This window comes from Cupriavidus sp. 01L415 (genome assembly GCF_056400065.1).
The window spans coordinates 19,395-40,095 of sequence record NZ_JBFTSP010000029.1; the positions used below are offsets into that span (position 1 = coordinate 19,395).

Below are 20,701 nucleotides of genomic sequence, written 5' to 3' on the forward strand. Positions count from 1 at the left end.
TTCAGGAGGAGAGCATGAAGAAGGCTTCGACCGGGGATCAGTCGGCATCCGGGCTGATTGACGAAAGAATTGCCGAGCTCGGGGACTGGCGCGGGAAGACCTTGAGCAGGATGCGCAAGCTCATCAGGGAAGCAGACCCGGACGTGGTGGAGGAGTGGAAGTGGATGGGCACCCCCACATGGTCACACGACGGGATCCTCTGCACCGGCGAGTCCTACAAGGAGAAAGTGAAGCTGACCTTCGCGAAGGGGGCGTCGTTGCGGGACCCGGCCAAGCTCTTCAACGCGAGCCTCGACGGGAACACAAGGCGCGCAATCGACATCCTCGAGGGGGAGGAGGTCGACGCGGACGCATTCAAGGCGCTCATCCTTGCCGCCGTCGCCCTCAACGCATCCGGTGGCAAGGCAAGCCCGAAGCGATCAAAGTAGGCTGGGGGGTTCCCGCGTGCGCCGGCGGGGGCGGCAAAACGAGCGCTCGCGGTGCGCGTTTCAGCGCGGCGATACCGGCGCGACGGTGGCCCCCTGGATGCCGTGGTGCTGCAACGCGGACGCCACCGTCCCCGAAGCCTTCATCTCTTCGACGAAATCCGCCAGGAAGGTGGCGGCCCGTTCGCCGCGTGACTTCGGCACCCCCATCGCCTGGCGGATTACCATGAATCGCTCGTCCAGAAGACGCAAGCCGGACAGGCCGTCGATGTCCGATTCAAGCTGCTGCCTGACGCCCGCGGCCACGTCGAGGTCTTGCTCAAGGAAGGTCTGGACGACGGTAGGCGAGGTTGGCGCGCGCACAATCTCCGCGTGCTGCAGCTCACGTGTCAGGTACAGGTCGTACGCGCTGCCCTTGCCGACCACCACGCGCGTGCCGGCGCGGTCGACGTCGGCATTGGTTCGCACCTCGGAGTCGTCGCGCACGAGGTAATAGCCCTCGATCAGCACATAGGGTGCGGTGAACGCAATGCTCGCCCCGCGTTTCGGATCGATGGCAAAGAAGCCCACGTCGGCCTGTTCATTCGACACGACATCGACCGACTTCCCCGCGGCGTCGACGACGACAAGCTCCAGCGCCACGTCAAGGCGTTCCGCGAGCGCGTGCGCCAGGTCCACGGATACACCGCCCGCACTCCCATCGCTGGCACGGTGCGCGAGGATTGGATTGCCGAGATTGATCGAAGCGCGCAATACCCCGGTGGGCGCGAAGGCGTCGAGCAGTTGCTTGTCTACAGTCATGTCGTTCGATTCGAAAAACTAGGGTTCGAGAATTTCGCTGATCCGGGCCAGCGCGGTCAGCGTGTGGTCAAGGTGTTCGCGCATGGCGCGGGACGCCTCTTCGTTGTGCTCCCGCTCCAGCAGTTCCAGGATGTGCAAATGCTGCTTCGCATGTTCCTCATACCGAACCCGGTCGCGCATGGAGCGGTAAGACAGCAGCCGGCGCACGCGATTGACTCGCCGGATGGTGTCGATGAAGAACGGATTGCCGGAGGCCTCGACCAGCGATTCATGAAACCGGACGCCACGATCGTGCAACTGGTCCGCGGTATCCGTCTCGATGCCACCGTTGAGCAGGTGGAGTTCCGCGGCGCGCAGTCTTTCGATGGTGCGTGGTTCGAGTCGATAGCCAGGTTCGAGCAGGGCAGCCGGTTCCAGCGCCATCCGCATCCGGTATGACTGGAGCAGCGAGTCGGGCGTGGTCAGCATGGTGGAGAATTCCCAGCCGTAGCCGGGTTTGCGTTCTCCCCAGCCTTCCTGCGCAATGCGCTTGAATACGGCGTTGAGCTGCGTGGTGGTCAGCCCGTAGCGGGATTTGATGGCCTGCTCCGATACCTCGGTTGGCAGCGTGCCTTTCAGGAGGTCCTCCGCAATCTGGAAGTAGGCGGCGCCGACCACATCCGGCTCCGCCAGGCCCAGTTGCGAGGCCAGCTCCGCTGCCGGCGTGGCGACCGGCTGGGCCAGGAAGAATCCACGATTCTTCTCGCGCGTGAGGATGCCCTTCTCGTGCAGAAGCGCAAGTGCTTCGTTGACGGGGGAGCGCGAGACGCGCAGCTTGTCCGCAAGCATTTGCGCCGGAAGGTGGGCGCCCACCGGCAGCTGCTCTGTCTGGATCAGTTCGACGATCTGCGTCGCGATGGACCTGTCGTGATTCATGATGTCTGACCCGCTGGCAGAGGGGCCATCACGCCGTGGCAATCGCGCCCCCTTGTTGTGCCAGCGTCTTTTGCAAGATCGATGGGATGACGCCACCGCGCCGCAGCAGATCGACTTCAAGCCGGGTTTCCACGGCGGCGGTGGCCTCGAATTCCTCCACCGTGCCGTCCCGGCGCACAACGCTGACCGGCACCTTGCAGCGTGGCGAGAGGTCTTGCGCATCCGCGCGGATATGGACCTTGTCCCCAGGCTGGATGGCCAGTGCCTGCGGATTGACGCCCGACGGCATGCGTAACGGCAGGATGCCCATGCCGATCAGGTTGGAGCGGTGGATTCTCTCGAAGCTTACCGCAATCACTGCGCGGATCCCCAAAAGGCGCTGGCCCTTGGCGGCCCAGTCGCGCGACGAGCCGGTGCCGTAGCGTTCGCCGGCGATCAGCACGACCGATTCGCCATCCTGGCGGTAACGTTGCGCCACTTCGAAGATCGGCTGGACGTCGCCGCTCGGCACATGCACGGTATGTGCGGTCGGCACATCCGGGCGCAGCAGGTTGACCAGCGTCTTGTTGTAGAACGCCGCGCGCATCATGACTTCCCAGTTGCCACGGCGCGATGCGAAGACATTCAGGTCGTTCCGGTCGTCGCCCCGGCTGACCAGGAAGTCAGCCACGAAGCTGTCTTTCGGGATGGCACTGGCCGGGGAGATGTGGTCGGTCGTGATGTCGTCACCGAGCACCAGCAGCGGCCATGCGTCGTAGTCACCCAGCTGCGAGCCCTGGTCGAGCGCGGCAAACGGGGGGCGGCGCAACGCGGTCGATCGCTCGTTCCACGGATAGCGGGCTGCATCGGGCGACGGCAGGGCGGCCCACACCGGGTTGCGCGAAGCCACCGCAAATGCGCGGCGGTAGTCGGCAGGGTCCGAGCCGGCGGCCACGGCTGCCGCCACTTCTTCGCGCGAGGGCCACAGGTCCTTGAGGAATACTGGGGTGCCATCGGCGGCAATCTGTACTGGGTCCCGGCTCAGGTCGCGCTCGGCGTCGCCAGTCAGCGCAAAGGCCACCACGAGCGGCGGCGACATGATGAAGCCGAGGTTCAGGTCGGGATGGATGCGGCCCGGGAAATTGCGGTTGCCTGACAGCATGGCCACGGGCCACGCCGAACCCTCCGCCAGCGCGTCGCGGATCTCCGGCGTCAGCGGGCCCGAGTTTCCGATACAGGTGGTGCAGCCGAAGCCGACGATGTCGAATCCCACCGCCGACAGGTCATCGATCAGGCCGCTCCGTTCCAGATAGCTGGCTGCGGCGGGCGATCCTGGCGCCAGCGAGGTCTTGATCCACGGCGCCACCGACAGACCCAGCGCCCGCGCCTTGCGGGCCACGAGGCCGGCGGCCATCAACAGGGCCGGATCCGACGTGTTGGTGCAGCTCGTGATGGCGGCGATGGCCACGGGGTAGCGGGGCATATCGGCGCGCTGCTGGCCTGCGAACGGAAACTTCGCCAGCGCCGCGGCGGTATCGGCATAGGAGAGCAGGTCTTGCGGCCGCCGGGGGCCGGCCACATGCATGCCGATGCGGGCGAGATCCACGTCGATCACGCGCGTGTAGCGCGGCGTGGCGTGCGGGTCGAACCACAGGCCGGTGCGGCGTGCGTATTCGCCGGCAAGCGTCACGTTCTCTGCGCTGCGTCCCGTGGTCCGCAGGTAGGCCAGCGTCTGGTCGTCGATCGGGAAGAAGCCGGTGGTTGCGCCATACTCGGGCGCCATGTTGGCGACCACGGACCGGTCGCCGGCCGAGAGCGTGGCAACGCCGGGGCCGAAAAATTCCACGAACTCGCCAGACACGCCGATGGCGCGTAGGCGCTGCGTGACCGTCAGCGCGAGATCCGTCGCCAGCACGCCGGGCGCCAGCGCATTGACGAGCCGGACGCCGATGACATCGGGAATCCGCTGCATGACGGGCATGCCGAACATCACCGTCTGCGCTTCGAGTCCGCCCACCCCCCAACCGAGCACGCCGATGCCGTTGATCATCGGCGTATGGCTGTCCGTGCCGATCAGCGTGTCTGGGACGGCCCAGCGCTCGCCGTCGCGCTGCTGCGTGGTGACCACCGTGGCAAGTTGCTCGAGGTTGATCGTATGCATGATGCCCGTGCCCGGTGGGTGAATGCGCACACCGCGAAGAGCCTTCGACGCCCAGCGCAGGAAGCTGTAGCGCTCGGCATTGCGCTGGCTCTCGATCTCCAGGTTCACACCTGCCGCGTCCGGCCGGGCAAACGCTTCCACGGCGAGCGAGTGATCGACTGACGAATCCACCGGCAACACCGGATTGAGCGCCGTGGCATCGGCCCCGGCTTCGGCAAGGGCGTCGCGCATCGCGGCGATGTCGACCAGCGCGGGAGTGCTCGTGGTGTCGTGCATCAGCACCCGGCCCGGCTGGAATGCGATTTCCGCCTCGCTGGTGCCCGCGTCCAGCCACGCAACGATGGCGGCGATGGCCTCCGCGCGCTCCTCGCCATCCATGTTCCGCGCCACATTTTCGATCAGCAGACGCAGGACCACGGGTAGCTGCGCGAGTGAGCTGCCCAGCATCGCCGGCAGATCCACGTAGCGATAAGTGACGCCGTCAGCGCAAAACTGACCTTCGATGGGGAGGTAGGTGTTTTCCATGACTGAAGTTTGCATAAGTTTACGTAAAAATGCAATCAAGTGGAAACCCCAATGATCCACGGAATACAAGGAGACAACCCGTGAATCCATCCCATCCCTCCCTCCCCGCTGCTGAACCAGCGCCGAACCTCCAGCGCCGCCGCCTGCTTGGCGGGGCGGTTGCCATGTCCGCCGTCTCGGCATTCGCACTGCCCGCGACTGCAGCGAACGCCGCCGCGCCGGGGAGCCAGACCACATCCAAAGGAAAGAACATGTACGCATACGTAGGATCGAGAACCACCCGCGAACGCAACGCGCGCGGCGACGGCATCAGCGTGTTCCGCGTCGACACGGAAACAGGCGCGCTGCAACTGACGCAGCTCGTCAAGGATCTCGTCAATCCGTCGTTCCTGGCGCTGAGCCGCAATGGCGAGCGCCTTTACACCGTGCACGGCGACCTCAGCGACATCAGCGCCTTTGCTGTCGACAAGGCCACGGGCAAGCTCGAGTTCATCAATCGCCAGAGCACCCACGGCAAGAATCCGGTTCATCTGGCGATCGATCCGACCGGCAGGCACGTGGTGGTGTCCAACCACATTGGCGCAAGCCTGGCTGTGCTGCCGCTGCAGGCCGATGGGGCGCTCGGAGAAATGACGCAACTGGTCAAGCTCGACGGACCGATCGGCCCGCATCGCGTGGAGCAGAAGCAGGCCAAGCCTCACTTCAATCCGTTCGATCCGAGCGGCCAGTTCGTCGTGGTGCCGGACAAGGGGCTCGACAGGACCTTCACGTTCCGCTTTGCCGACGGCAAGCTTTCGCCGGCTTCGCCGGGCTTCGTGGAATCCCGCGAAACGGCCGGCCCGCGCCACATCGCCTTCCACCCCAATGGCCGCTTCGGCTACGTCGTCAACGAACTGGACTCGACGGTCACCACTTACGCCTATGACGCGAAGACCGGGGCGCTGACGCCGCTGCAGATCGTCTCCAGCCTGCCCAATACGTTTACGGGCAACAGCCGGGCGTCGGAGATCGAAGTTGATGCGAGCGGGTGCTTTGTGTACGCCTCCAATCGCGGCGATGACAGCATCGCCGTGTTCCAGATCGACGCCGCCACGGGCCATCTGCGCTTCATCGGCGCCGATCCGTCGCAGGGCCGCACGCCGCGCTTCTTCGCCTCCGCCCCGGGCGGCCGCTTCATGTACGTGCTGAACGAGGACAGCGATTCGATCGTGGCCATGCACATCGACAAGAACAACGGGCGACTCAAGCCAACCGGCTTCAGTGTGCAATCCGGCAGCCCCGTCTGCATGGTCTTCTCGGTGTAACCGCACACGGCGCAGCCGGGCGCAAACCAGACCGGCGCATTGTCCGGCATGCGCCACAAGTTCTAAATCCGACAGAAGGAGGCACCATCATGCAACCTATCGCTCAGCGGCCATTGTTCAAGTGGCTCGCCGCCGCATCCATCGTTACCGCCTCCGGTGCCGCGTTCGCCCAGGCGGGCACTTACCCGGCCAGGCCTGTGACGATTGTCGTGCCGTTTTCCGCAGGCGGAGGCGTCGACGCCATGGCCCGCGTGCTCGCGGAGAAGCTCAGGACCGTGCTCGGGCAATCCGTGGTGATCGAGAACAAGGGTGGCGGCAGCGGCATGATCGGTGCACAGGCCGTGGTCAAGGCCCCCGCCGATGGCTACACGTTGCTGATGGGTTCGGCTGGCGAGACAGCGGTCAACCCGTTCGTCTTCAAGAGTCGCATGCAATATGCGCCGCAGACGGACCTGGTGCCAATCAGCCTGGTGGTCAAGGTGCCCAATGTCGTGGTGGTGAATCCGACGCTGCCGTACAAGACGGTGGATGAACTCATCGCGTACGCGAAGGCGAACCCGGGCAAGGTACGGTATGGCACGAGTGGGGTAGGCAATCCCCAGCATTTGTCCGGCGAGCTGATGGCGCGGCAGGCGAATGTCGAGCTTACCCACGTGCCGTACCGTGGTGCATCGAACCAGTTGCTGGATGTCATCGGCGGCAATATCGAGATGACGTTCGTGAGCCTGGCGGGGGCTCGGCAGTTCATCAAGGATGGCAAGGTCCGGGCCATTGGCATCACCTCTCCAGGAAAGAGCGCGCTGGCACCGGATATTCCGGCAGTTTTCGACTCCGCAAGCCTCAAGGGCTATAGCCTGGAGAACTGGTTCGGACTCTTTGCTCCCAAAGGAACGCCCGCGCCGATCGTCGCCCGCCTGAACGCCGCGGTGCTCGAGTCACTGAAGGATCCGACGCTGGCCGCAAAGCTGAAGGATTTGGGCGGAAGCCCGAGTCCGATGTCGCCGGAGCAGTTCAGGGAGTTCATCAAGCAGGAGTCGGCGAAGTTTGGCCGCATCGTGGAAGAGGCGAAGATCACGCCTGACAACTAAGCAAGGCGACCCGCCCGCTGCTCTGCAAGGCGGGTGCCGGCGAGAGGGCTGGCGAGTGGTCGTCCACGATACAAGCCAGCCATTGGCCTCCGGATGACCCACGACATAAGATTGCCGGCTCACCGACCGGCCGGTGGATAAATTTGCTGCCAGTCCCGCTTCATGCTCACGACGACCCAGCCCTTCGCGGGCGCGGCGTCGAGCGCCTTATCCAGCTTGCCGAAGTGGGACGCGCGGTCGTAGGCGAACTCCCGTTCGGCATCGTCATGGCGGATCAGCACACCCATGCGCGCTCCGCTGCCACCCGTGGTGTATTCGAGCATCTGGAAGTCGCCGTCGGAGTTGCCGACGGCGAGAATGGGTTGCCGGCCGATATTGCGATAGATGCCGATTGGCTTGCCCGGTCCGTCACCGATGAAATCGAGCTTCGGCTCACGCAATAGCACCGGTTTGCCATCCTGCACGGTGTAGCGAATGGCCTGCGACGAACCGATGACCCGCTCGGGTGGAATCCCGTACGCTGCCTGGCTCCAGGGACGCATGAAGTCGATCGTGCCGCCCGAAACGATGTAGGTCTTGAAGCCGTTGGCGCGCAAGTAGGACAGCAATTCGAGCTGCGGCTGGAAGACGAGTTCGGTATAGGGCCGGTTGAATTTGGGATGGCGCGCCGTGGCGAGCCAGTCGCGGATAGTGCGGTCGTAGTCGTCCACCGTCATGCCGCTGTTGGCGACGGCGATCAGGTTCAGCAGTGCCTTCTGGTCGCGCATGACGCCGGCCATGTCATTGGCCATCAGCGCGATGTAGGTGGGGTTGTCGCGCCATTCGGGATGCCTGGGGGCGGCTGCGCGAATCTGGTCGAGCAGGAAGGCAACCTGGAAATACATCGGTTGCTCACTCCATAGCGTGCCGTCGTTGTCGAACACGGCCACACGACCTTCCGGCGGTACGAAATTCGGAGTGCCAGGCGTTGTCACGTCGGCGACGAACTTCAGAAGTGCCTGCCGCGCCGCGCCGTCGCGCCATGACGGCAGCGCCTGCGGCGACGGCTGGACGGCTTGCGTCGCCGGTGCCTGCTGCGCCGGTGCGGTCGGCGTGGAGCATCCGGACAGGTTCGGACCGGCGAGCAGCATTGCTGCGCAGAGCACGGCGAGTCGTCGACAGGATTGGGTGATCCAGCGCATTCGCATTGTGTGGGCTCCTGTCTGTCTACTCGCTAGTCACTTCCCGGTTCGACGCGTATGCAGATCCCGCGATGGTGCCGCTCAAGGCAAGGTCCCCGATACAGCAGTGCTTCACCCGTAGTGGCTTCGGCAACGCACCCTGTCGCCAGGGGCGAGATGCCTGACAATACTTCCGAGAACAGTTGCGTGGCGGAAGTGAAATGTTTAGCCGGCCGATCTTAGATATTTAGGGCACTTCGAGCCTGAGAGACGCTCGTTTCGGGTCAGGATGGATGACTTGCTGGCGCAAGCTGGTTTGGCATAAGCGTTCATGCGTCGAGCAGTTGGTCAGGCCCCAACACACCTCTCACAGAAGGATGCCTCACCCCGACGTTTGAGTGCCGAACAGTTGGCGCCCGGCCCGCAGGGGCATCATTCCCGGCACAACCGGTCATGGCGCAGTCCGTGCGGTATTGGGATACGAGCAAAGTTGATGGCTCGCATCCAGTGACACGAACCCATGAGGCCAAACATGCTTTCCACCCTACTGATCCGAGATCTCGTCGCTTGCCAGGCGTTGAGCGCTGAACGGTTGAGCGCCATCCATGGCGGCACCAACTTCTCCCTTGGCGCCGCCATGATGGGCGGGGCGATTGCAGGAGCGGCCGGCGGCGTGCGTGGCACGACCCCTCATTCTCCAAGCCTGAAAGGCTATGTCACCCCTGTCCCGCAGCCTGGCAACAACGTCAATATATAAGACGTAGTTGCTCAAGCACCCCCGTCCGCCTTCAAACAGACAGGCAGACCTTGCCGAAATGCTTGCCTGCCGCCTGGTGGCGGAACGCATCGGCAATCTCGTCGAGCGCAAACGTGCGGTCGATCACAGGCTTGATGCCGTTTGCGTCGATCGCGCGGATCATGTCGACCTGATGCCGGCGATTGCCGACAATCAGCCCCTGCAGCTTCTGCTGCCGGCGCATCAGGTCACCGGTCGGCACTTGCCCGGCAATGCCGGTTAGTACGCCGATCAGCGCGATATGGCCGCCGATCCGGCAAGCCCGGATCGACTGGCCGAGCGTCTCCGGACCGCCAACTTCGACAACATTGTCGACGCCGCGACCGTTCGTGAATTCGAGCACCTTCGCGGCCCAGTCGGTATCGCGCTTGTAGTTGATCAGGTGATCGGCCCCAAGCGCGCGGGCTTTCTCCAGTTTGTCGTCGGACGACGACGTCGCAATCACCGTCGCACCCATCTGCTTCGCAAACTGCAGCGCGAAGATCGAAACGCCCCCCGTGCCCTGAACGAGAACGGTGTCACCAGCCTTCAGCGCGTCGTCAACAACCAGCGCGCGCCATGCGGTCAGGCCTGCGGTGGTCAACGTCGCGGCCTCCGCGTGGCTGTAGCCTCGTGGCGCGTGCGTGAACCATTGGGTGGGGCGCACGGCGATCTCGCGCGCGTATCCATCAACACCGTCGCCCGGCGTCGTCGAAAAATCGGCGAGCGTCGGGCCGCCGTCGAGCCAGTTGGGAAAGAACGTCGACACGACCGCGTCGCCGACCGCGAATTCGGTCACCCCGTCGCCAATCGCTTCGACAACGCCCGCGCCATCCGACATCGGAATCCGACCGTCATCAGTGCGCAGGCGTCCCATGACAACACCCAGGTCATGGAAGTTGAGCGAGCTCGCGTGGATGCGCACGCGGATTTCGCCCGGCGCCGGCGCACCGGGATCGGCGAGATCCACGCGTTTGAGGTTTTCCAGTCCGGCAGGCTGGCGCAAGGTAATGGCTTTCATCGAGGCAACTCCTGATGGTCGATGGACGGGCGCCCATGCGTGACGTGGCATGGCGCCGAAAGAAGCAATCGCGCGTTGGCACGTGCGCAAGGTCGCGGAGGACCGCGACCACGTCGTGATTGTCCGGTCGCGCATCAAATATCGCAAGAACGTACAATTACCGCCGGTACTATCAATCATGTAGGTATAAAACCATGCGACCGAAACGCCTGGACAGCAGGAGCGGCTGCGCCGTCGAAGTCACGCTCTCCGTTATCGGAGGGTTGTGGAAGCCGGTGATCCTGTTTCATCTGATGCATGAGAAGAAGCGATTCATGGAGCTCACGCGCCTGTTGCCGAACACGACGCAACGCATGCTGACGCTGCAACTGCGCGAACTGGAGGCAGATGGCATCGTGGCGCGCCATGTCTATCCGCAGGTGCCGCCGAAGGTGGAGTACGAGCTGACGCCGTTCGGTGCGACGCTCGCACCGGTGCTGATCAGCCTCAGGGAATGGGGCGAGTCCTATCAGGCGCGTCGGGCGAACGACGTCGCGCCGGACGAGGAGGCGAAGACAGCGGGCACGCGCCGGCGCCGTACGGACGCAACCGGGCAAGCCGCCTGAGAGGCACGCTCACCCCCCGCTGTCGGCGAGCGCCGTGTCAGCCATAATCCCGATAGCGCTGCGGTGGTCGCGGTGTATTCTGATTAGACGCCTGCTTCCGCAGCGCCAATGCTGCGGAAACGCCTGATGCAGATGGCTTTCTGAGCGCATCCTGGCCGATTGTGGCGGACCCATGTAGCGCCCTCTTCACCAAACGAAGGGCAGCACCCTACAGCAGAATGCAGGATGAACCCTTCACATGGTTTCAGCGCCGACGGGAACAGCCTAAGCCTTCAAATCTTGTGGGAGGACGGCGAGCGCGTCTTCTGCCGAGGCCGGCGCCCGGGCAATGGCGGCGCCGACAACGTCCTGATTGTGCGGCCCGCTGCCGACCATCCATCGTCCGCCAGCCTGGATCGCATCGCTCACGAATTCAGACTGAAAGATCTGCTCGATAGCGCGTGGGCGGCGCGGCCGCTAGACCTTCCGAGTGAAGACGGCCGGACCTTCCTGGTGCTCGAGGATCCGGGCGGCGAGCCGCTCGAGTGGCAGCTCGGCGCGCCCATGGAGGTGGGAATTGTCTTGCGCTTCGCCGTTGGCATTGCGGCGGCGCTGGGCCAGCTTCATGAGCGGGGCCTTGTCCATAAGGACCTCAAGCCCGCCCATATCCTCGTGAACTGCACGGACGGACGGGTGCGACTCACCGGCTTCGGCATCGCCTCGCGGTTGCCGCGCGAGCACCAGGCGCCCGAGCCGCCCGAGACCATCGCCGGCACGCTTGCCTACATGGCTCCCGAACAGACCGGCCGGATGAATCGCTCCATCGATTCGCGCAGCGACCTCTATTCGCTCGGCGTCGTGCTCTACCAGATGCTCATTGGCGCGCTGCCTTATTCGGCGGCCGATCCGATGGAATGGGTGCACTGCCATATCGCCCGAAAGCCGGTGCCGCCCAGCGAGCGGTTGGCGCCGATACCGGCGGCGCTCTCCCACATCGTCATGAAGCTGCTCGCCAAGACCGCCGAGGAGCGCTACCAGACCGCGGCCGGCGCCGAGCAGGATCTGCGACGCTGCCTCGCCAGCTGGGAGCGCGATCGCCGGATCGATGACTTCCCGCTGGGTGAGCACGACACGCCCGACCGGCTGGTGATCCCCGAGAAGCTGTACGGCCGGGAGCGCGAGGTCGGTGCCTTGCTCGCGGCCTTCGATCGCGTCGCCACAAGCGGCACACCGGAACTCGTGCTGGTCTCGGGATATTCCGGCATCGGCAAGACCTCGGTCGTCAATGAATTGCACAAGGTGCTGGTGCCACGACGGGGACTCTTTGCCTCCGGCAAGTTCGACCAATACAAGCGCGACATCCCCTATTCGACCCTGGTGCAAGCGTTCCAGAGCCTGGTGCGGCCGCTGCTCGGCAAGCGGGATACCGAACTGGCGAGCTGGCGCAACGCGTTGCTGGAGGCCCTGGCGCCGAATGCGCGGCTCATGACCGACCTCATCCCCGAACTGAAGCTCATCACGGGTGACCAGCCGCCAGTGCCGGAGCTTGAGCCGCAGCAGGCGCAGAGCCGCTTTCAGCTCGTATTTCGCCGGTTCATCGGTGTCTTCGCCCGGCCAGAACATCCGCTGGCACTCTTCCTTGATGATCTCCAATGGCTCGACACGGCGACGCTTGACTTGCTGGAGGATCTGCTGACACGGGCGGACCTGCGGCACCTGATGGTGATCGGCGCCTACCGGGATAACGAAGTCGATGCCGCTCATCCGTTGAAGCGCACGCTGCAAGCCATCAAGAACGCTGGCGGCAAGGTGGAGGAGATCGCGCTGGCACGGCTTGCGCGTGAACACCTCGCGCAGCTGATTGCCGATTCGGTCTGCTGCGAACCGATGCGCGTCGCGCCGCTGGCGCAGCTGGTGCACGAGAAGACCGGCGGCAATCCATTCTTCGTGATTCAGTTTCTCTATTCGCTCGCCGAAGAGGGCCTGTTCCACTTCGACCATGATGCGGCGTGCTGGTCCTGGGATCTTGATCGCATTCACGCCAAGGGCTACACCGACAACGTCGTGGACCTGATGGTCAGCAAACTGAGCCGCTTGCCGGGAGAAACACAACAGGCGTTGCAGCAGCTCGCCTGCCTCGGCAACGTCGCCGAGATCGCGATGTTGTCGACCGTTCTCGCGATGTCGGAGAAGCAGGTCCATGCGGTGCTTTGGGAGGCCGTCCGCCAGGAGCTGGTCGAGCGATTGGAGGGCGCCTACAAGTTCATTCATGACCGCGTTCAGGAAGCCGCCTATTCGCTCATCCCGAAAGCCATGCGCGCAGAGGTCCATCTCCGGATCGGCCGCCTGCTTGTCGCGCGCACGCCCGCCGAGAAACGGGAGGAGGCGATCTTCGAGATCGTCAATCAGCTCAACCGCGGCGCATCGCTGATCACGCAGCCAGCGGAGCGGGACCAACTCGCCGAGCTCAACCTGATGGCGGGAAAGCGTGCCAAGGGGTCCACCGCCTATGCCTCGGCACTCACCTATCTGAATATCGGCGTGGGACTATTGGCGGAGGATAGCTGGGAGCGTCAGCACGAGATCATCTTCGCGCTGGAGCTGAACCGGGCCGAATGCGAATTCCTGACCGGCCAGTTATCGGTCGCAGACGAGCGATTGGCGGCACTGGCGAATCACGCCACGACAACGGTCGAACAGGCCATCGTCGCCTGCTTGCACATGGATGTCTGCCTGGTTCTCGATCAGAGCAGCCGCGCCATTCTGGTCGGCCTCGGTTGCCTCCGGCATTTCGGTATCGATTGGTCGCCGCATCCGAAAGACGAAGACGTGCGACGCGAATACGAGCGCGTCTGGTCAACGCTCGGGGACCGGGCCATCGAAGATCTGATCGATATGCCGCTGATGGAGGACCCGGCGCCCCTGGCAACCGTCGATGTTCTGATGAAGCTCTGGACGCCGGCCTTATATACGGATGAGAACCTGGCTTCCCTGACCATCTGCAAGGCTGTCAGTCTGAGCCTTGAGCACGGCAACTGCGATGCTTCCTGCTTCGCGTATGTCATTCTCATCAGAATCGCGGGACCGCATTTCGGCGACTACACGGCGGGATTCCGATTCGGGCAACTTGGCTATGACCTCGTCGAACGGCGCGGGCTGAAACGCCTCGAGGCGAGAACCTTTGTTTGCTTCGCCCTTTTTGTCGTGCCCTGGATGAAACACGTCGGGGCTTGCCGTGATCTGCAGCGCCGCGCTTTCGACGCGGCAAACCGCTGCGGCGATCTCCAGTACGCGGCCTACACGCGCAACGATCTGAATTCGAACCTGATTTTCTCCGGCGAGCCGCTCTCCGAGGCGCAAGACGAAGCCGAACACGGCCTCGCGTTCGCGGAGAAATCGCGGTTCGGCCTTGCCATCGACATCATCGCCACGCAAGTCGCACTGATTCGGACGCTCCGAGGCCTCACGCCAAAATTCGGTTGCCTTGACGATGCGCAGTTTGACGAGCTTCGCATCGAGCGCCGTTTTGCGGAAAATCCGGAACTGGCGATTGCGGCGTGCTGGTACTGGATCCGGAAACTGCAGGCGCGCTGTATCGCCGGCGACCACGCTGCGGCGATGGATGCCGCGGCGAACGCGAAAGCGCTGCTCTGGACCACGGCCTCGTTTTTCGAGGAAGCCGAATATCACTTCTATGGCGCGCTGTCCCATGCCGCCTGCTGTGATTCCGCATTGGCCGGCGAGCGACAGCAACACCTCGATGCGCTGGCTACGCATCACAGACAATTAGTGGTCTGGGCGGAGAATTGCCCGCAAAACTTCGAGAACCGCGCCGCGCTAGTGGGCGCGGAGGTCGCCCGGATCGAAGGCCGCGACCTGGACGCGATGCGCCTCTACCAACATGCCATCCGCACGGCGCGCGCCAACGGTTTCTTGCATGTCGAGGCGCTTGCCAACGAACTCGCGGCGCAGTTCTACGCAGCGCGTGATTTCGACGTCATCGCCGAAACCTATTTGCGCAACGCGCGTTACTGCTACCTGCGCTGGCGTGCCGAGGGGAAGGTGCGGCAACTCGAGCAAATGCATCCGCACCTCAGGACGGAAGCGCCCGCGCCCGGCCCGACGGGCACGATCGCCACGCCGGTCGAACACCTCGACCTCGCAACCGTGATCAAGGTATCGCAGGCGGTATCCGGTGGCATCGTCCTGGAAACGCTGATCGAGATGGTGATGCGTACGGCGGTTGAACAGGCCGGCGCCGAACGCGGTCTGCTGATTCTTCCGAACGGTGGCGACCAACGGATCATCGCGGAAGCGACGACTGGCGGCGAAACCGTCGCCGTACATCTGTACGACGAGCCCGTGACTGCGGCGTTGCTGCCGGAGTCCGTCCTCTATTACGTCCTGCGGACCCGGGAAAGCGTCATCCTCGACGATGCCGCGGCCGATCCGGCGTTCGCCGCCGATCCCTACATCGGCCAGCGTGGTGCCCGTTCCATTCTCTGCCTGCCGCTGATGAACCAGGCGAAGCTCACCGGCGCGCTCTATCTCGAAAACAACCTCACGACCCGCGTGTTCACGCCGGATCGCATCGCCGTACTGCGGCTGGTGGCCTCGCAGGCCGCCATCGCGCTGGAGAATGCCCATCTGTACCACGAGCTCGTGAAGCGCGAAGCGAAGATCCGGCGCCTCGTCGATGCCAACATCATCGGGATCATCGTCTGGAATGTCGCGGGCGACATCATCGAGGCCAATGACGCATTTCTTCGCATGGTGGGTTACGCGCGCGACGATCTTGTCGCGAGTCGCATCCGCTGGCGGGATCTGACCCCGCCGGAATGGCGCGAGAGCGACGAACGAGCGCTGCGAGAGATCGAGGAAGCGGGGCGCACGCAGGTCTACGAGAAGGAGTTTTTCAAGAAGGACGGCAGCCGCGTGCCCATCATGGTCGGTGCGGCCACGTTCGAAGCCAGCCGGATGGAAGGTGTTGCATTCATGCTCGACCTGACGGAGCGCAGGCAGTCGGAGGAACTCGTCCGCGAGAGTGAGCGCCGCTATCGCGAGGTCCAGACGGAGTTAGCCCATGCGAACCGCGTCGCCACGATGGGGCAGCTAGGGGCCTCGATTGCGCACGAAGTCAAAAGCCCGATTGCCGCGACGGTGACCAACGCGAAGGCTGCGCTGCGGTGGCTGAGCGCCCAGCCGCCTGACGTGGAGGAGGTTCGGCAGGCGCTCGGCCGTATCGTCAACGACGGCGATCGGGCGAGTGCCGTGATCGGCCGCATCCGTGAACTGGTGAAGAAGGCGCCGCCGCGGAAAGAACCGTTCGACATCAACAAGGCCATCCGCGAGGTGATCGAGCTCACCCGTGGTGAAGCATCGAAGCACGGCGCCTCGGTGCGGACGCATCTCGCAGACCCACTGCCGCTCATTCAAGGGGATCGGGTCCAGTTGCAGCAAGTCCTCCTCAACCTGCTCATCAACGCGATGGAGGCCATGAGCGGTGTCAGCGACGGCGTGCGGGAACTGCTGATCAGTACAGGAATAACGGACGCCGGCGGCGTGCTGGTGACGGTGAGCGATTCCGGGCCAGGCTTGGCACCGAACAACGCCGAGCGCATTTTCGCCCCGTTCTACACGACCAAGTCCACCGGCCTGGGGATGGGGCTGTCCATCTGCCGCTCGATCATCGAAGCGCACGAGGGCCGCTTGTGGGCAAGCGCGAACGAGCCTCGCGGCGCGATCTTTCAATTCACGGTGCCCGCTCATCCGGCTGATTCATCGTGATGCCACGCCATGTGGGCCATTCAGCGCGCCGTCTGAGGGCAATCCGCGCCGCCAGCCGCGCCGGGTTGCCCCGCGTTCCTGAACGTCACCACCAGCTTGCTGTCCTTGGCCATCGCAAGCGTGTTGCCATACGTGACGGTGGGCATGAACGCGATATCGGGTGCGACACCAACCGGCGACTGTTTGGTGCCATCCACACTGAGCGCGAGCTCGACGGTATAGGAATCGACACCCGTGCGCTGCCCTTGCGGCGTCTGCGCGAACTTCTGCTGGAACGCGCACATGTCACTGACGATGGCGTCCAGCGCGCTCTGGATGGAGACGGATTTTCCGGGTGGGATCGGCGCGGTATTGCAGGCGGTGAGCAGCACGGGCGCGAGACTCGCCAGAACCACGAAGCGCATGGGCATATTCATTGTCATCTCCTGCACGGCGCCTGCCGTACATTCGATTCACTCTAGCGCCGACGCATCCCACGCTCCATTGGCCCAAAGACCAATCCGGCGACATGACGGCGGCGTTGTGGCTGTGATGCCAGCGGCTCATGCAACCGCCGCTCTGCTCCCGCCGCCGCCTGAACTTGCTTCCTTCAGGAAATTGCCAGCGATCTCGGCACGATCATTCCAGTTGAATGTTGGCCTGCCTGATTACCTCGCTCCAACGCTTGCTGTCGTCGGCAATCAACTTGTCCATTTCCGACCCGGTGCCATAGAACGGTTGCGCGCCCTGGGCCGTCAACTGCCTGACCATCGCAGGGTCGATGGTGATGGACCTGACCGTATCCTGGAGCTTCTTGATCACCTGTGCGCTGGTGCCGGCCGGCGCCATCAGTGCTGACCAGGACTCCGTTTCCGCATCCTTGATGCCAAGTTCTCCGAAGGTCGGCACATCGGGGATCGCGGCATTCCGCTGCTTGCTGGCCACGCCGAGCAACCGGACGCGGCCTGACTTCACGAAGGGTTGCAAGGCGGGAAGATTCGCGAAAAGGATCTGTATCTGACCGCTCAGCAGATCGGACGTCGCGGGACCCGCGCCCTTGTACGGGACGTGCGTGAACTTGACGCCCGACCGGAGCATGAAGAGCTCGCCGATCATGTGATTGACGGACCCTTGCCCCGCGGAGCCCATATTGAGCTTTCCCGGATTGGCTTTCGCGTACTGGAGCAGCTCCGCCATGTTCTTTGCCGGCGTGTTGGCGGAGACGGCCAGCACGTTTGGCACCGTGGCAAAGAGCGCAATGGGCGCAAAGTCTTTGGACGGTGAAAACGGCAGGTTCCTGGACAGCAGCGGGGCAATGACCTGATTGCCCATCGTCGCATACAGCAACGTGTAGCCATCGGCGCGCGCCCTGGCGACGAATGCCGCGCCAATGGCCCCGCCTGCGCCGGGCTTGTTATCCACAATGACCGGTTGGCCCAGCACCTGGGACATGCGGGTCGCCAGCAGCCGCGCGGTCAGGTTGACGGTCCCGCCAGGTGCAAACGGTACGACGAGGTCGACCGGCTTGTCGGGATACCCTTGTGCGCCGACGCCAGAGCAGAACCCCAAGGCAGCCACGAGCACCGTAGTGAACTTGAACATGGTTATCTCCTTGCGAACGTCAGCGGGCTTGCGGGTCGGACGAGACGAGCGCCTGGGTACGCCGCTCCAGCAACGCCGATGCCTCGCGAATCCTCCGGTCGGTCGCCTCGACGGCGTCAGCCCGGTCCTCAAGCGCGATCTTCTGTTCTTCGAGTCGCGCCATCACGGCTTGCGGCGCGGGCGCGCCGTATGACTGGCGAGCCTCCACATTGCAGATCGGGTCCAGGCATTTTGCAACGTCCTCGCGGGAGAGCGCCACTGGTCGTCCGATTTGCTGTTCCGCGGCGGCATCGATCATCTCCGGCGTGATCGCGGCAGCCGGGAGGCCCTCGTCGAGCGCACGCCGCACGACAGCGCCGATGATGTGATGGGCGTCCCGGAACGAGAGGTCGGCCTTCCGGACCAGCAGGTCGGCCAGATCGGTCACCGTGGAGAAATCCCCTGCGGCCCGCGACGCCATGCGCTCGCGATCCGGTTGAACGTCCCGCACCAGCAGCGTCATCAGTTCGAGGCATTTCAGCGCTTCCTCACAGCTCTCCCAGCAGGTCCGCGTGCTTTCGCGACTGCTGTCGCCGGAATGCGTGAAGTGGGTGGACTTCACCGTCGTGAGCGCGGCGGAGGTCAGGCCGATCAGATGCGCGGTCTTGCCGCGCAGGTATTCCAGCACAACCGGGTTTTTCTTTTGCGGCATGATGCTGGACGTCCCGGCGATGCTGTCCGGAAAGTTCAGATATCCGAACTCGGGCGTCGACCAGATATAGAAGTCCTGCACCATCCGGCTGCACGTGATCATCATGATCGAGAGCGTCGTGCTTAGCTCCAGTGCAAAGTCGCGTGACGCGACGCTGTCCAGCGCATTCCCGAGTGGCCGGCTGAAGCCCAGCAAATTGCTGGTCAGGGTGCGATCGATGGGGAATGACGTCCCGGCCAGCGCGCACGCCCCGAGTGGGCAGCCGTCGATGGTTTCCAGTACGTGCAGTAGCCGGTCGATGTCCCGGGACCACGCCTCGACCAAAGCAGAGAAGTAGTACCCATACGTGATCGGCTGCGCCGCCTGCATATGGGTATATCCAGGCATCACACAGGTGGCGTATTCGGCCGCCTGGGCCAACGCCGCATCGCACAGCCCTACTAAGGCCGCACCGATCCGCACGACAAAGCCGCGCGCACGCATCCGGTCATTTGTCGCGCCAATATCATTCCGGCTCCGTGCCGTGTGCAGGCGACCGCCGAGATTCCGGCCGACCAGCTTGATCAGGTGCGCTTCGTAATTGAAATAGGCGTCTTCTCGCGCCGCATCCAGCTCGACCACTTCGGGGCCTTCCTGTCGCATTTTCAGGAGGGCATTGGCAAGCGTCGAAGTCGTCTTCCTGTCGATAATACCTTGCTGATCCAACATAATCAGATGGGCAAAATTTATCTGCGTCAGCACCTCGAAATTCTTGGTGAAGAATTCTCGTGTGGTGCGCGGCTGGAAAATGTACTGGATGACTTCCCTTGCAGGAGGTTGCTTGAGCCGGCGGCTAACTTTGGATTCCATTATCAAAACCTGTCGAAGAAAAACATGAATTGAGTTTGGATCCCGGCAACCCATACGTCAAATCAGCGCCTCGCAGCTTCTTATACAATCCTGATATGGGTCGCGCGGTGATGCGGCGCGCACGGCACGGCGTGCCACAATCCGTTCCTTTTTGGAGCCGCTGGATGAACTTCAAGCAGATCGAGGCGTTTCGCGCCGTAATGATGTCGCGCTCCATGACAACGGCTGCGGGCCTCCTGCATACCTCGCAACCCAATATCAGTCGTTGGATCGCGCTGCTGGAGCACAAGGTTGGCTTTCAGTTGTTCCAGCGTAGCGGGACCAAGCTCATCCCGACTGCGGAGGCAGAAGCGTTTTATGCCGAAGTCGAGCGGGCGTTCATCGGGCTGGAATCGCTCGATGAAAGCGCGAATTCCATCCGGCAGCGGGGCACGGGCTTACTCCGGATCGGCGCAGTCGGCTCGATTGCCGAGAGCGTATTGCCCGATGCAATCCGGGTATTCAGGGAGGCCTTTCCCGATATTCCGGTGCTCGTCAATATGGGCAGGTCGGACGTCGTTGCAAAATGGACGGCGACCGGGTTTTGCGATATTGGTTTCTGCTCCGTTCGCACCGAATTACCCAGCCTGGATTATGAAGAGATCAACCTGGCGCGCGGGGTATGTATCGTCTCCACATCACATCGCCTGGCGACGAGGGCGGTTCTGGAACCTGCGGATTTCGAGGCGGAGCACTTTATTTCATTGCCGATGGAAAGCTCGAACCGGCGCGAGATCGACAGCCACTTTCCGGCGGGGTCCCGAGTGCTTGCCATCGAAACGCCCTACGCCACGACCATTTGCAAGATGGTGAGCAAGGGGCTCGGGGTGTCGATCGTCAGCCCGATCGTGAGCCGTGCGCTCGGTCTCTCCGACGTGCGCGAAATACCGTTTTCGGGCGACGTGCTGTTCCGAAGCTACGCGGTGACGTCCGACCACTTTCCCCTGAACGTCCTGGCAAGCCGCATGGCGGCATGCGTGCGCAACACCTTTGACGCCTTCAATGCGCAATCCTGA

15 protein-coding genes are annotated in these 20,701 nt (G+C 63.5%); 7 read left to right on the forward strand and 8 right to left on the reverse strand.

Annotation, left to right across the window (positions count from 1 at the left end; genetic code table 11):
• Positions 1-14 precede the first annotated feature (14 nt).
• On the forward strand, positions 15-428 hold the full coding sequence (locus tag AC1DOX_RS26050) for a DUF1801 domain-containing protein (RefSeq protein WP_441622541.1): 414 nt from the start codon (positions 15-17) through the stop codon (positions 426-428).
• 60 nt (positions 429-488) lie between these two features.
• Here AC1DOX_RS26050 and AC1DOX_RS26055 read toward each other — a convergent pair whose 3' ends face one another.
• The 3 genes from AC1DOX_RS26055 to acnA are packed head-to-tail and all read right to left on the reverse strand — an operon-like array spanning position 489 to position 4,806.
• The gene (locus AC1DOX_RS26055) at positions 489-1,226 is read right to left on the reverse strand and encodes an ABC transporter substrate-binding protein (protein ID WP_441622543.1); all 738 of its coding nucleotides are present in this window, start codon (positions 1,224-1,226) and stop codon (positions 489-491) included.
• A gap of 18 nt (positions 1,227-1,244) precedes the next feature.
• Complete coding sequence (locus AC1DOX_RS26060) at positions 1,245-2,141, reverse strand: GntR family transcriptional regulator (RefSeq protein WP_441622545.1); 897 nt, start codon at positions 2,139-2,141, stop codon at positions 1,245-1,247.
• A gap of 28 nt (positions 2,142-2,169) precedes the next feature.
• The gene (gene acnA / locus AC1DOX_RS26065) at positions 2,170-4,806 is read right to left on the reverse strand and encodes an aconitate hydratase AcnA (protein WP_441622547.1); all 2,637 of its coding nucleotides are present in this window, start codon (positions 4,804-4,806) and stop codon (positions 2,170-2,172) included.
• A gap of 251 nt (positions 4,807-5,057) precedes the next feature.
• On the opposite strand from acnA, the gene AC1DOX_RS26070 reads away from it, so the two are divergent.
• Complete coding sequence (locus AC1DOX_RS26070; RefSeq protein ID WP_441622549.1) at positions 5,058-6,110, forward strand: lactonase family protein; 1,053 nt, start codon at positions 5,058-5,060, stop codon at positions 6,108-6,110.
• 89 nt (positions 6,111-6,199) lie between these two features.
• Positions 6,200-7,198 (forward strand): Bug family tripartite tricarboxylate transporter substrate binding protein, encoded by a 999-nt coding sequence (locus tag AC1DOX_RS26075; RefSeq protein WP_441622551.1) that lies wholly within the window; start codon positions 6,200-6,202, stop codon positions 7,196-7,198.
• 119 nt (positions 7,199-7,317) lie between these two features.
• On the opposite strand, the gene AC1DOX_RS26080 is transcribed toward AC1DOX_RS26075, so the two are convergent.
• Positions 7,318-8,379 carry an HAD family hydrolase gene (locus tag AC1DOX_RS26080; RefSeq protein WP_441622606.1) on the reverse strand — a complete coding sequence of 354 codons (1,062 nt, stop codon included), beginning with the start codon at positions 8,377-8,379 and terminating at the stop codon, positions 7,318-7,320.
• Between the two features lie 511 nt (positions 8,380-8,890).
• Here AC1DOX_RS26080 and AC1DOX_RS26085 point away from each other — a divergent pair.
• Entirely contained in the window at positions 8,891-9,115 is a 225-nt protein-coding gene (locus AC1DOX_RS26085; protein ID WP_441622553.1) for a hypothetical protein, read from the forward strand.
• Positions 9,116-9,146: 31 nt separating this feature from the next.
• On the opposite strand, the gene AC1DOX_RS26090 is transcribed toward AC1DOX_RS26085, so the two are convergent.
• On the reverse strand, positions 9,147-10,154 hold the full coding sequence (locus AC1DOX_RS26090; RefSeq protein ID WP_441622555.1) for a zinc-dependent alcohol dehydrogenase family protein: 1,008 nt from the start codon (positions 10,152-10,154) through the stop codon (positions 9,147-9,149).
• A gap of 194 nt (positions 10,155-10,348) precedes the next feature.
• On the opposite strand from AC1DOX_RS26090, the gene AC1DOX_RS26095 reads away from it, so the two are divergent.
• Complete coding sequence (locus AC1DOX_RS26095) at positions 10,349-10,759, forward strand: winged helix-turn-helix transcriptional regulator (protein WP_441622557.1); 411 nt, start codon at positions 10,349-10,351, stop codon at positions 10,757-10,759.
• A gap of 225 nt (positions 10,760-10,984) precedes the next feature.
• Positions 10,985-16,525 (forward strand): trifunctional serine/threonine-protein kinase/ATP-binding protein/sensor histidine kinase, encoded by a 5,541-nt coding sequence (locus tag AC1DOX_RS26100; RefSeq protein WP_441622559.1) that lies wholly within the window; start codon positions 10,985-10,987, stop codon positions 16,523-16,525.
• Between the two features lie 20 nt (positions 16,526-16,545).
• Here AC1DOX_RS26100 and AC1DOX_RS26105 read toward each other — a convergent pair whose 3' ends face one another.
• From AC1DOX_RS26105 to argH, 3 genes are all read right to left on the reverse strand, one after another.
• Entirely contained in the window at positions 16,546-16,941 is a 396-nt protein-coding gene (locus AC1DOX_RS26105; RefSeq protein ID WP_441622561.1) for a hypothetical protein, read from the reverse strand.
• A gap of 202 nt (positions 16,942-17,143) precedes the next feature.
• Entirely contained in the window at positions 17,144-18,106 is a 963-nt protein-coding gene (locus AC1DOX_RS26110; protein WP_441622563.1) for a Bug family tripartite tricarboxylate transporter substrate binding protein, read from the reverse strand.
• A gap of 19 nt (positions 18,107-18,125) precedes the next feature.
• A complete protein-coding gene (gene argH / locus AC1DOX_RS26115) occupies positions 18,126-19,646 on the reverse strand; it encodes an argininosuccinate lyase (protein WP_441622565.1) in 1,521 nt (506 codons plus the stop codon).
• A gap of 164 nt (positions 19,647-19,810) precedes the next feature.
• On the opposite strand from argH, the gene AC1DOX_RS26120 reads away from it, so the two are divergent.
• On the forward strand, positions 19,811-20,701 hold the full coding sequence (locus tag AC1DOX_RS26120) for a LysR substrate-binding domain-containing protein (RefSeq protein ID WP_441622567.1): 891 nt from the start codon (positions 19,811-19,813) through the stop codon (positions 20,699-20,701).